This is a genomic window from Prochlorococcus sp. MIT2302, from assembly GCF_059772385.1.
The window spans coordinates 1,528,029-1,540,676 of sequence record NZ_CM186285.1 but is presented as its reverse complement, the minus strand read 5'-3'; the positions used below and the strand labels follow the sequence as shown (position 1 = coordinate 1,540,676).

Here is a 12,648-nt window from a genome sequence, read left to right as displayed (position 1 = left end):
ATCATTTAGCTTTAAAAGATTCCAACTGATTTAAATTACATTACATAAGTAGGCCATGTTAAGACTCGAACAAATTACTGCTTTAGTACTTGCCGCTGCTCTTGCAATTCCTAGTTATTGGTTTTTTTGGACGATGGCAGGAGGAGGTGGCTATGAACGTAGAGAAATTAATGAAAATGGTAAAAATTCATTCATACCCCCTACTTCTTCCAAAAATTAATTACATTCCCCCCCTAGCCTTTATCAGCCATTGTTTAGTCTCTGAATCATCAATGGTAATCAAATATTCTTTTACCTCTTCAGAGGTAACTGGCAAATTCATTTCAATCCCAAAAGCACATATAGATTGCATAGCACCCTTAGGGTTTTGAAGGGCTTGACGAAAAAGTTCTTGTTTTCTCTTTGGATCAGCATTTATAAGCTTATAAAGCTCTGAAGCATTGCCACTCATAAAAAAACATTCATTAATTAAAAGAATATTCAATTATGCAGCTTTTGTCTCGCAATCATGAGATTCATTGCATATTTCCAAATCACTTTCCTTTAGACCTAGTGCAGACGCGTCTTTCATGCTTCTAGCATCCATACAAAGGACTTTACGAAGTTGAGCAAAGTTCGCAGCATGAGATGACCTTCCTTCTTTGCTAGCTCCATATTCCGCTCTTTGCAAAACATGGTGTAAATGTGTCAATAAGTAAGAGCTGACAACAGCAGAAATTAGAACATCTCCATTCTTACCATTACTGCGACTCTTCCTTCTTTGTCTTTTTACAGGCCTTTTTTCAGCAACAACACTTGAAGAAAGAGGTTTAGATGTTTGTGGAAGAGATGGCTGAGACATGAAATACTCCTTTTAAATCGAAAAATTTAAGCAAAAGGTTGACAAGACAAAGCTGTCCAGATTGGCAAGTATCATACACAAGGATACTACCCTTACGTACAAGTGTACACTATTTACTACTTGGTAGTGCTTTGTACGCATGGCTACTCGTCAAAACTCGTCTAACGGGAAGCAAAAATCGCCTCGCATACAAGTTGTCCTCCCAGAAGATTTATGTGAAAGATTGTCAGAATTAGCCGTAAAAGAATCTAGAACTGTCAGCAATATGGCCAAAGTTTTAATTCAGGAAGGGGTTAAGCATCACGAATTGAAAGAAAGTTCAGCACCAAAAGAAGTAGAAACTAAGAAAAATAAAACACAAAATTTTATCAATGCATTAGAAAAACAAAAAACACAAAGACTTAAAGGCATTCCAAAAAGATTAAGGTTTAAAAGAAATTAGCTATTGAATTAATTAACATTAAGGATCAACTCTCAATCCATATAAAAGAGATTTATTTGCTCCAGTTATAAACTTCGAATTAACTTTTTTACCTAAGATATTCCACCAAGTTAAAGTTGCAAAAGCTAGTGCTTCACGATATTGAGAAGGAATACCAATTTCATTTATTTGACGAACACAAACCCCGCAACATTGTTTCTGGAGTTGTTTCATTAAAAATAAATTTTTGGTTCCACCTCCAGCAACCAAAAGTTCGAGTAAACGTATCTTTCTATACCTAAAAAGATTTTCTAAATCTTGAGAAATTATTGATGCTGTAAATGTAGTTAGTGTTGATATTAAATCTTCTGTTGATAAATCACCCAATTGCTTTTTCCTTTTTTGTAAATCTTGACTACCAAATTGCTCTCTACCTGTTGATCGTGGAGGTTCGAGATGAAAGAAAGGTTCCTTCAACCACTTTTCGATAATATCTAATTTAGGTATCCCAAGAGATGCTAAAGATCCATTCTGATCAAACTCTAAAGATGAATTAGTACTTTCTCTAATAGCTAAATCAATTAAAGAGTTGGCTGGTCCGCAATCCCAGCCCAAACACTCAGAAGTTTTATCAATTCCACTCTTGGGAGGAATAATAGTAAGATTAGCTATTCCTCCAAGGTTGAGAACTCCTCGCCATCCATACACCCTTCCAAATAACGCTTCATCCACTAACGCTACCAATGGGGCACCGTGACCACCCGAAGCAATATCCTTGGATCTGAAATCAAAAATAACCACTTGACCTAAAATCTTTGCAAGTAATGGTCCTAAAAGAATTTGGAGACTTCCTCCTCTTTTAGATTTCTTTACGCTTCTATGAAATAAAGTTTGTCCGTGACATCCAATAACCTCAGCAGTTGAATCAGGATCACAAGTCCTTGCAGCAAAAGCATTTAGTTCAGTAATTTCTTCAGCCAATTCAAACCAATCCTTACTATTCAATTTCAACCCTTGACCAACTTGTATTATTTTTTCTCTAGTCGAGGATGGATATTGATAAGAGCTGGTATTCAAAATTTCCCATTTCGGCTTTGAAGGATCACCTTTAAATTCAACTAAAACTGCATCTATACCATCAGCACTCGTACCACTCATTAAACCCAATACACGCATAAATTAAGTTTGAGGGAGCTTTTGAAGATCTTCCATTGAACCCATAACGACAAGCACATGATCTTTTTCCAAAATATATTTCGCTGGAGGATTAACCGTTAGTAGTTGAGCAGGACCAGCAGCTAAAACGTTGACAAAATAATTTTTTCTAAGATTCAAATCTCGTAACGAACGGCCTACAAATACCTCAGGCACTTTAATCTCATCAATCCCAGTTTTATCATCCAATTCTAATCTTTCAATCAAATTAGGCCTAACCAATTCCAAACCCAATCTTTCACCTTGCATTCTTGAAGGAAATACAACACGATCCGCACCAACCCTTTTCAACATTTTTTCATGAAGATCACTTGTTGCTCGAGCAATAACCTGCTTAACCAAACTTCCCTCTGTGTCTTTTGCAATAAGAGTTGTTGTAATACTTGCTTCAATTGGCTCACTAATACCTACAACTACTGTCCCCATTTCAAGAACACCTGCCTCTTTCATAGACTCTTCATCAGTTGAGTCAACCACCCTTGCTTCAATTGTTGGCTCTAGTTGACGTAATTCCTCTATTGCCTTCTCTGATGAATCAACAGCTAAAACATCAGCACCATTTCTCAATAGTTCTCTACATACAGCGCTTCCAAAACGACCAATTCCAACTACAGCAAAACCAAGTTTCTGATTTGCTTTTATGGGAGACCATTGCCACCAATCACTCATGATTTATGTCCTCATTAAACATAGAGATCCTCCCTGGGGTAGCCAATTCGATTGCGATGTTGAAGCTTGGCTTTATAGAGAGCTTGCCACATAGCGCTTAAAAACAAAAGAATACCTAGTCTGCCAACAAACATCCCAATAACAAGTATTAATTGACCTAAGTGTCCTAGCTCTGAGGTAACACCTAAATCGAAACCTACAGTTGCAAAAGCAGAAATACACGTAAAAAGCATTTCTAAAAATGAAAAATTCTCTCCACTACTGAATCCATTACTCAAGCTTAATAATAAAGCCATAATTAACACAAATAAAAATGAACCAACTGTTATGCCAACAGCTTTAAGAACGACTTTGTCAGATATTTGACGATTACGAATAATAATTTCATTTTGACCACGCAAGGTTGCTCTTGTTGCTGCCATTAATGCGGCAATAGTTGTAGTCTTGATTCCTCCTCCAGTACCACCTGGGCTTGCTCCAATAAACATCAGAAACATTATTAATAGAAGGCCTGAATCAGAAACGCTATCAATTGAAATCGGCAAATTCGTAAAGCCTGCCGTTCGAGCACTAACAGAGGTAAATAAAGCAGTTAATATACGATCATCAAAATTAATCAATGAAAAGAAACTCCCCCTAGCCAAAGATTCCGTAAAAATCAAACCCAAAAAGCCTAGAGAAATTAATATGAAAGAGGATCTAATTACTAAGCGTGTATGAAGGGTTAAATTTCTTAATTTTAAAGATCTACGATTTATCCAAATATCATTTGTCACTCTCCAACCAAAACCACCTAAAACAATCAAAATAATTAAAACAAAGTTCACTACCCAGTTACTTCTGTAAGCTTCTAGACTTGTAGACCACAAGCTAAATCCAGCATTGTTATAAGCAGAAATGCTATGGAACACTGATGCCCATATCCTCTCGCTTGAGTTAGTAATATTATTAAAACCAAAAAAGTATAAAATGGAAGCACCAAAGCTAATAAGAATAGCAGCTGTAATCGCTATTCCTTTAAAGGTTTTACCAACACCGCCAACCCCAAATTCATCTAAAGTCTTCCCTCTATCAAGACGTGTTTTCAATTCTGTTCCGCTAACAATAAAGCCCTGCAAAAATGTAGTAATTGCCATTAAGCCTAGACCACCAATTAATAACATAATTGCCAAAATCAGTTGTCCAAAAAAAGTCAAATCTATTCCTACATCAATAATTGATAATCCTGTAACGGTGACAGCAGAAGTTGCAGTAAATAAGGCTTCCCATAGACCTACATTTTCATTAGAACAAAAAGGTGTAGACAACAACAATGTTCCACAAGCAATAACAAGCAAACCAGTTACCACAGTGAATTGTGGAACCGTAAGCCTTCTGTAAGTTTCTTTTCTGATACTCACTTCCTCTGATAATAGATAGATACTAATTTTGAAAAGATTAAATAATCCAAATCAGAAGAAAGATCTAAAATCTCACCGAAGCTAATAATCATATTCCTCTTATTTAATAAACACTATACTTTAATAAAATCAACCAAGGCACAAGAAAAGTCATCAAGATTGTCAATCCCGCTCCGTATCTGGTGACATCTAAAAATTGATAACGCCCAGGACCAAATACCATCAGATTTGTCTGGTACCCCATAGGAGTAAGAAAAGATTGACTAGCGCCAAAAAGAACTGTTACTAATAAAGCCAAAGGAGGCAGGTTCAAACTTGGAGCCAATTGAACAGCTATTGGCGCCAAAAGAGCCACAGATGCAGCGTTACTAACAAATTGAGTAAATACGGTAGTTGAAAGAAAAATAACCAATAGAGAAGTGTAAGTAGGTAAATCTTGCAATATGAAAATCAAAATATTGGCAAAAGCATCCGCAAGACCGGTCGTCTGCATTGCAACACTAAAACTAGAGAGAGATCCAAGCAAAAGGATGACATCAAGTCTAATTGATCTTTGAACCTCTGCTGGCCTTAAACATCCACCCCAGACCATTGCAATTACTGCCATTAAGACAGAAGCTACTAGAGGCAAATCAGTGATTGAAGGAATTATCAACATCAAGATGGCTATGCCAATTGCTATTGGTTTTCTTGTGACAGTGGGTAGATCATTCTCAAATTGATCTAAAACTAAAAGGTCATTACTATCTTGTAATCCACGAATTGAATCTCTAGGTGCTTGGAGAAGTAATACGTCTCCTTCTCTCAAAATTGCTTGACCTAAGCGTTCTTGAACAGTTTGCTGACCTCGTCTTAAGGCCAAAACAGTAGCATTGTGTCTTTGCCTAAATCGCAATTCACGCAAGCTCGCACCTGCCAAAGTGGACCCCGCTGGCAAAAGGACTTCTACAGTTTGTTGATTTTCATCAATATTGGATAGAAAAAAATTTTTTTCAATATTTAAGTTTTTATTTAACTGAACAGTATGTTCTTGTTTTAAACGTAAAAGATCTGACCGGGTAATTCTTATCAACAATCGATCGCCAGACTGAATAATTCGATCAGCAAGTGGTGGTAAAAGTATTTCATTCTCACGCTGTATTTCTAAAACATCCACATCAAATCTTCTTTGTAAGCGGCTATTTCTCAATGAATGTCCAATAAGTTCAGAATCAGACGGAATAGTGACTTCAGTAAAATAACTCGTTTGATCCGAACTCCCTACATATTCAGAACTAATGCGTCCTCTGTCAGGTAATAGAGATTGTGGGGCTAACAACATATATGCTGTCCCAAAAAGCCATATAGGTACTCCTATTGCCGTAAATGTAAATAGATCAAAAGCACCGTAGCCAAGTTGATCACTAATATCACTGACTAACAAATTTACTGAACTACCTAAAAGAGTTAAAGTTCCACCCAGAACCGTGGCAAAAGATAACGGTAGCAATACGCGAGAAGGAGATAGTTTTCGTTTAATGCACCACGCTTCAATTACTGGCAAAAGTGAGGCTACTACAGGAGTATTGGGAACAACACCTGAAACAGGAGCTACAACTAATCCAAGCAAAGCTATCAATCTGCGTGGAGTACGAATACTTTCGGAGGCAATTAACTCTCTTAAACGATCAAGGGCGCCACTTTTAAAAAGTGCAGCAGATACCGCAAATAAACCCATCAAAGTAATCAAAGCAGGGCTTCCAAAACCAGCCAATGCTTTTTGAGGGGAAAGAACTCCCGTAGCCATTAATAATGCAACGCTCAAAAGCCCCGTCAGTTCTGGAGCTAGAGCACTGCTCACAAACAAAAAAACTGCAATAATCAATACTGCCAAAGTTATGACAGCTTTGGAATTTTCTAAAACAGTTAATATCTCATTCATATTCTTTAATTAATAACCTGTTCACCTGACGCTGTCCAAGTATTGATTTTAAGAATACTGTGAAAAGGGAACTAAGGATATTGAAAAAATAAACGATTACTTATTTTTTACTTAACAGCCTCGATCCTGCGGATTTTAAAGAAACAGAGAAACCTGGCATTCGCATCAAATATGCATAATGCCTCAATTTAAAAGCAATTGGTCCTGCCAAAGTGATTCCATATCCAGTGATTGATGCATTACCAATACCTAGACTCAACATTTCTCCAAGATCTTCGAATTGAAATGATTTAAGTTTATTTCCCATTCTAAGGGAAAAAATATTCTGAGCTGTTAGATAACCTTGCTGCATAGCTACTTGAGCTGATGAAGGAAAAGAATAATTCTCACAAAACACGATATCTCCTAAGAAAAAAATATTCTGATATTCGTTTATTTGCAGAAATTGATTTACTTTAATCTTCTTATTTTCATCTAAAAGCTGATCCACTATTGGTAAGCTAAAAGGTCTTAATCCAGCAGTCCATACCAAGGCAGAATAATTAATTTCGAGGGAATTCTTTCTTTCGTTGTCAAAAGTTGATATTTTTATAATCCTTTCATTTATAGATTCAATCTGATGTTCTAAATATACCTTAATATTTCTCTCAGAAATTGCCTCTATTGCTTTTGATCTATTAAAAGATTTGGATTTTGATAAGATTTTATTCCCTCTATCAAATAAACATATTTCCACTCTATTATTAACTAAATCAGATAATTTACAGGCAAGCTCAACACCAGTTGGTCCTGCCCCAGCGATCACTAAAGGCTTTGTGAAGTTAGAAGAATGATTTATAGAAGTTATTAACTCTTTAATTTTTAGGAGATCATTTAAATTAGAAAAGCCATAAGCATATTCTTTTAAACCTTCAAAAAGAGAATAATCCGCTGTTACTCCTGTGCTTATAACAAGTTGAGAGTATTTAACTTCCCTCTTAGATGAAGTAATTAACTTTCTTTCAAGTTCATTTACTTTCACTACATGCTCTTGTAAAAAAATAAATCCTAATTCTGCGGCTAAGGCAGAAAATTGAGGTGCGACCTCCCATAATTCAAGCTCACCGCTTAATAATTCATAAAGCAATGGCTTAAAAAGAAATCTTGGGTTTTGATCAATCAAAATGATTGGAGTTCCATCCGAGCGAGCTAATAATGCTTGGACAGTAGAGAGTCCTCCGAAGCCGCCACCAACAACAACAATTGGATCTGATTTCAAATTGTTCAAGTCCATAGGGACGAGATCTAAGATGATTTCAAAGACCCTAAACAAACTTTGACTAATTCGGCATACAAAACTCAAACATGAAAAAGGAATCTAAAGACAATTACACCAATGATTTGAGAAAAGGCGCTCATTTTCCTCAACCTTTTCTGATGAAATCAATTAATGAGACGAGAAAAGACCTAGAGCAACTGTCCGCTCAAGCTCAACTTGAATGGGGCTTTGAACAATTTGATGAGAGATTTGTTCTAACAACCAGTTTTGGGATCCAATCTGCTGTCTTACTTCATATGACGGTGGCATTAAAATCTAGTCAAAAGCCAAAGGTTATTTGGATTGACACAGGCTATCTTCCAAAAGAAACTTATAGCTACGCAGAAGAATTAACAAAACTATTCGAATTAAATTTAGTAGTTGCTCAAAGTCCCATTTCCCCAGCAAGAATGGAGGCTTTATATGGTCGTCTTTGGGAAACAGGATTACAAAAAGATCTTGAAAAATATCATCAGATTCGAAAAGTTGATCCTCTTGAAAAGACTTTCTCAGACCTAAATGTTCATTGCTGGGCAAGCGGAGTAAGAAAAGGCCAAACCAAGAACAGACAGTCAATGTCTAATGTTGATTTTATTCGAGAACGTTTAACTCTCCGACCACTTCTAAACTGGACTAAAAAAGATATTTTCTATTACATGGAGAAAAATAAATTACCTCAACATCCATTATTTGAAAAAGGCTATTCCACTGTAGGAGATTGGCACTCTAGCGAAGCAGAAAATAGTAATTTCAAAGGGAGGTCAACAAGATTTGGGGGCCTAAGTGAAGAGTGCGGGATCCATTTAAATACTTAATAACAAAGAATAAACTTATGTACGCGGAAGAAAATTATTTAATGATTGGTAATACGAGATGGCATTGGGCAAGTAAGGTAAACAAAACTTGGAAATATTTTCACACCCAACCAAATCCAATAGAATTTGTAAATAAAGATTACTCTCAATTAACTTGGGCCTCAGTAGGTGCTGTCCCTGAGAATATTAAATTAAATCCTTCAAAAAAAATAATTTTAAATAAGGTACCCCTAAGTAATCTTCCATCTAATTTAGGAATTGACAGAGCCCTTGCTTCATGGAGTGCTCTCAAAAAGCACTTATCTTCAAATAGCAAAGAAAAAGATCTGATTATTATAGATGCAGGTACAATATTAAGCGTCACAAAAATAACAAATAAAGGAGAATTTGCTGGAGGACAACTAATTCCTGGCTTCAGTCTTCAATTATCTTCGATGGCCACTGGCACATTAAATCTAAAAGCTCCTATTGTTAAAAAAATACCGTCTGGAATATTTCAACATGAGACTGATGATGCAATGATAAAAGGTTCAATAAATTCATTAGTAGGGTTAATTATAAAAATTTTTTCAGATACAAAATTACCAATCTGGATGTGCGGAGGTGATGCACCATTAATATTAAATGAACTTAAAAATACAAATATTAATATCAATTATTGCCCAAATCTAGTTCTAGAGGGAATGATTGATATATACAAAAATCAAATCAATTTGAGATCATTTAAAATTTGATTAGCCATATTTTCTGATTTTACCTTTAAGTATATTAATTCAATTTTTCCGTCTTCATCTATAACAAAAGTATGTCTCATCATTCCATAATACTCTCTACCCATAAATTTCTTCAAGCCATAACTTTCATATAAAGTTGCAACAGGGCAAGGGTCACTGTCAGTAAGAAGTGTAAAAGGTAATTGATTCTTATCAATGAATTTGATATGTGACTTTGAGGCATCCTTACTAATACCTAAAACGTGAATATTGTTTGATTTAAAAAGCTCCCAATTATCTCTAAAGCTGCAAGCTTCTTTAGTGCAGCCAGGGGTATTATCTTTTGGATAAAAATAAATTACTACTCTCGAACCTTTAAATGATGAGAGACTGACATCAAGACCATCTTGATTAAGGAGAGTAAAGTCTGGTGCAGAATCACCTATACAAAGAGTCATGAATACAACTCAAATAAACAATCAAAGCGTACTAGGTCTTTGGCTTTTTTTGATGTCATCAAAACTTTTACCAATAAGCAGCGAAGAAAAAAAATGGGTTCAAAAGTTAAAACCAAAAAGGGGGATGATTTACCATTTCTCCAGAGGCTGCATCAGAAATGTCATGTCCAATATGACAGGCTTAGACCCTCTCGACATACCTCTCAAAGCCGACCCTGGAAAACCGCCTTTATTAGCAGAAGGATGGGGTCATATCAGCATTAGTCATTGTAATGATGCTTTATTAATCGGATGGTCCTCAAAAAAAATTGGGGTAGATATAGAAAGAAGGGACAGACAATTTCAAGCTCAAAAATTATCAAAACGTTTTTTCACTCAATATGAGAATTGCGAAATTGAACATTTAAACCCGTTCCAAGCTAGAGAACTAGTGCTTAAAAGATGGGTCGTCAAAGAAGCTGCAATCAAATGGCAGAGTGGAAAGATAGCGACAAATTTAAATCAATGGATTTGGAAAAATAAATCACAATTTGCCTACAATAAAAAATTGGGACATAAAGTAAAAGTTTACGGTCAAAGTCATGATCAATGGACCTTTGCAATTGCATTAGATGGAAATTTAATAACTAACAAACCAATACTTTGCCTTAATTAATTATATTTTAGCAATAAACTTAGTATGTATAAGTTTCTGTTTTATAGTCCGTCCATTCAATCTTTTAAACAATTCTTTCAATCGATTCAATTTTTCTTCCTCATAATCTTTTAAAATAATTTCACGATAATCACTGCCTTGAGTAAGCCACCTTTTTATTATGGAAGTATCAATTTTTTGATATACATATTCAGTCCACTCCTCTAAAAAAACATTCCAGCCTAATTTTTCCAATTGTGCAATAAAATTCTTTTTATTTTCTTGTTTCTTTAACCACTTCTCTTCTGTGGAAATTAAATTATTTAATAATAGAAAATCAGAATTTTTATTATTGCTATAAACTTCTAAGTTTTCCCGTAAAGCAAAAGCAGGGCCAGAACATGGATTGCTTATAATCAAACTTAATTCTGCGTTCGCTGTACATTTTTCAGCCAGAATCGGCCACAATTTAGAAAAATTTGTTTCAGAGAAAACTTTCCAAGGGATCCTTCCTCCTATTACCTCAAACTTAAGGTTATCTTCTAATTTTTTAATTGATTCAACTTTTGAATCAATTAAAACAGGTCGCTCCATTAAAGCCAAAATCTCTAATTCAGCTAATAAACTTGGATGCTTATCTTTTGATACAGCCAAGAAAACGCCACCTTCAGAAGTCTCTCTTAAAGGCTTTAACGACCAAAGCAAAGAACTAGGAGTTAAGACTAAAACTCTATGATTTTTCTTCCAAGTAACACCTGACCATAATTTAGTTGCCAAGTTACTCAATCGTTCCCCCTCTTGCAAAGCTTGACGAACTAACCATTTCTCCAAATCATTATCAACTTTTCCAGATGCAATAGTTAAAGGATTTTGGTGCTCAACTTCACCTAAAGAAGCTAACTGCTCAGATCTTCTTTCATTCAAAAGGAACCGTCTTTGCCCTTCCCATCCACATTCAGTTGGCTCCCAAAAAATCTCGTTTACTAAGCTATCCGGCAAATATTGTTGAGGGACCCAATTTTTTGAAAAGGAATGGGGATATTTGTAGCCCATGCCATCTCCAAAGGCTTCTTTATCTCGATTTGCATCTTTAAGATGAGAAGGAACGTTTTGCTTATGGGAATCTTTCACTTTTTGAACTGCTTTAAAAATAGCCTTCACGCTATTGCTCTTTTCAGTTGAAGCCAAGTACAAAGTTGCTTGCGCCAGAGGGTAAATACCTTCTGGTAAACCTATTCGATCAAAAGCAGCGGCGCATGACTCAACAATGACAATTGCATTAGGGTCAGCAAGGCCAATATCCTCTCCCGCAGCGATAAGCATACGTCTAAAAATAAATCGTGGATTTTCTCCTGCTTCCATCATTCGAGCAAGCCAAAATAATGCCGCATCAGGATCAGAACCGCGTAATGACTTTATAAAAGCACTTATGGTATCGAAATGAGCATCACCTTTTTTGTCGTATAAAACCGCTCTTTCTTGAATTGAATCCTCAGCAATCTTTAGATCAATACTGATTGAACCATCTTGATTTGCAATGGTGCTCTCTACAGCAAGTTCAAGGGCATTAAGCAGAACGCGTGCATCGCCATTACACACATCAACTAAATGGTCCTTAGCTTCACTGGCTATATTAATTAATTTCAACCCATAACCCCTTTCCTTATCGCTCAAAGCTCGTTGCAATAATTGATGTAATGCTTTTACGTTAAGACTATTTAAACGAAATAATCTAGATCTGCTTACCAAAGCTTTATTTACTTCAAAATATGGATTTTCCGTAGTTGCGCCAATTAGTGTCAAAGTTCCATTTTCAATCCAAGGTAATAACGCATCTTGTTGAGCAGTATTAAATCTATGAACCTCATCAATAAATAGAATCGTACGTTTACCATATTTATTTAATCTATCTATTGCAGAGTCAATCTCAGACCTTAAATCCTTGATGCCAGCTAGGGCAGCATTTATAACACTAAAGTGAGATAGAGTGTTTGAAGCGATAATCCTAGCCAAAGTAGTCTTACCAACTCCTGGTGGACCATAAAGCAACAAATTGCCTACTTTATCAGCAATAATTGAACGTCTCAACAAACGTCCTTGAGCAAGAATATGATCTTGACCAACAAATTCATCAAGTGTTTGAGGCCGCAAGCGATCAGCTAAAGGAGCATTATTCTGTATTAGCTGTTCACCATTAAAAGCAAACAGATCTTTGGCCAAAGCTAACAAACAAACATTTTTATTACTCTAAAAGCAAAAAAAAA

14 protein-coding genes are annotated in these 12,648 nt (G+C 35.7%); 5 read left to right on the top strand and 9 right to left on the bottom strand.

Annotated features, from left to right (window positions below; all coding sequences use genetic code 11):
* The first annotated feature begins 55 nt into the window (after positions 1-55).
* Complete coding sequence (locus AC6EI2_RS08850) at positions 56-220, top strand: hypothetical protein (protein WP_498461980.1); 165 nt, start codon at positions 56-58, stop codon at positions 218-220.
* Here the strand turns inward: AC6EI2_RS08850 and AC6EI2_RS08845 are convergent, their stop codons facing one another.
* Both AC6EI2_RS08845 and AC6EI2_RS08840 read right to left on the bottom strand, forming a co-directional pair.
* On the bottom strand, positions 221-451 hold the full coding sequence (locus AC6EI2_RS08845) for a DUF8665 family protein (protein WP_498461979.1): 231 nt from the start codon (positions 449-451) through the stop codon (positions 221-223).
* 33 nt (positions 452-484) lie between these two features.
* Positions 485-841 (bottom strand): DUF8682 family protein, encoded by a 357-nt coding sequence (locus tag AC6EI2_RS08840; protein WP_498461978.1) that lies wholly within the window; start codon positions 839-841, stop codon positions 485-487.
* Between the two features lie 139 nt (positions 842-980).
* On the opposite strand from AC6EI2_RS08840, the gene AC6EI2_RS08835 reads away from it, so the two are divergent.
* Entirely contained in the window at positions 981-1,283 is a 303-nt protein-coding gene (locus AC6EI2_RS08835; protein ID WP_498461977.1) for a ribbon-helix-helix domain-containing protein, read from the top strand.
* An 18-nt stretch (positions 1,284-1,301) separates the two neighbouring features.
* Here AC6EI2_RS08835 and AC6EI2_RS08830 read toward each other — a convergent pair whose 3' ends face one another.
* The 5 genes from AC6EI2_RS08830 to AC6EI2_RS08810 form a co-directional block, all read right to left on the bottom strand.
* Positions 1,302-2,438: an anhydro-N-acetylmuramic acid kinase gene (locus AC6EI2_RS08830; RefSeq protein WP_498461976.1), complete on the bottom strand. Its 1,137-nt coding sequence runs from the start codon at positions 2,436-2,438 to the stop codon at positions 1,302-1,304.
* 3 nt (positions 2,439-2,441) lie between these two features.
* A complete protein-coding gene (locus AC6EI2_RS08825) occupies positions 2,442-3,146 on the bottom strand; it encodes a potassium channel family protein (protein WP_269609359.1) in 705 nt (234 codons plus the stop codon).
* 14 nt (positions 3,147-3,160) lie between these two features.
* On the bottom strand, positions 3,161-4,546 hold the full coding sequence (locus tag AC6EI2_RS08820; protein ID WP_498461975.1) for a TrkH family potassium uptake protein: 1,386 nt from the start codon (positions 4,544-4,546) through the stop codon (positions 3,161-3,163).
* 103 nt (positions 4,547-4,649) lie between these two features.
* A complete protein-coding gene (locus tag AC6EI2_RS08815) occupies positions 4,650-6,467 on the bottom strand; it encodes an SLC13 family permease (protein WP_498461974.1) in 1,818 nt (605 codons plus the stop codon).
* A gap of 100 nt (positions 6,468-6,567) precedes the next feature.
* Positions 6,568-7,740, bottom strand: a complete 1,173-nt coding sequence (locus tag AC6EI2_RS08810; protein WP_498461973.1) for an NAD(P)/FAD-dependent oxidoreductase — start codon at positions 7,738-7,740, stop codon at positions 6,568-6,570.
* Between the two features lie 71 nt (positions 7,741-7,811).
* Between AC6EI2_RS08810 and AC6EI2_RS08805 the strand changes: the two genes are divergently transcribed.
* Both AC6EI2_RS08805 and AC6EI2_RS08800 read left to right on the top strand, forming a co-directional pair.
* Positions 7,812-8,579, top strand: coding sequence for a phosphoadenylyl-sulfate reductase (locus AC6EI2_RS08805; RefSeq protein ID WP_498461972.1), 768 nt, complete (start codon positions 7,812-7,814; stop codon positions 8,577-8,579).
* 17 nt (positions 8,580-8,596) lie between these two features.
* Entirely contained in the window at positions 8,597-9,313 is a 717-nt protein-coding gene (locus tag AC6EI2_RS08800; protein ID WP_498461971.1) for a type III pantothenate kinase, read from the top strand.
* On the opposite strand, the gene bcp is transcribed toward AC6EI2_RS08800, so the two are convergent.
* Positions 9,283-9,750, bottom strand: coding sequence for a thioredoxin-dependent thiol peroxidase (gene bcp, locus AC6EI2_RS08795; protein WP_498461970.1), 468 nt, complete (start codon positions 9,748-9,750; stop codon positions 9,283-9,285). The two genes, AC6EI2_RS08800 and bcp, sit on opposite strands and share 31 nt — an antisense overlap.
* On the opposite strand from bcp, the gene AC6EI2_RS08790 reads away from it, so the two are divergent.
* Positions 9,749-10,405: a 4'-phosphopantetheinyl transferase family protein gene (locus AC6EI2_RS08790; RefSeq protein WP_498461969.1), complete on the top strand. Its 657-nt coding sequence runs from the start codon at positions 9,749-9,751 to the stop codon at positions 10,403-10,405. The genes bcp and AC6EI2_RS08790 overlap by 2 nt on opposite strands.
* On the opposite strand, the gene AC6EI2_RS08785 is transcribed toward AC6EI2_RS08790, so the two are convergent.
* Positions 10,406-12,604, bottom strand: coding sequence for an AAA family ATPase (locus AC6EI2_RS08785; RefSeq protein ID WP_498461968.1), 2,199 nt, complete (start codon positions 12,602-12,604; stop codon positions 10,406-10,408). It lies immediately after the preceding gene.
* Between the last annotated feature and the right edge of the window lie 44 nt (positions 12,605-12,648).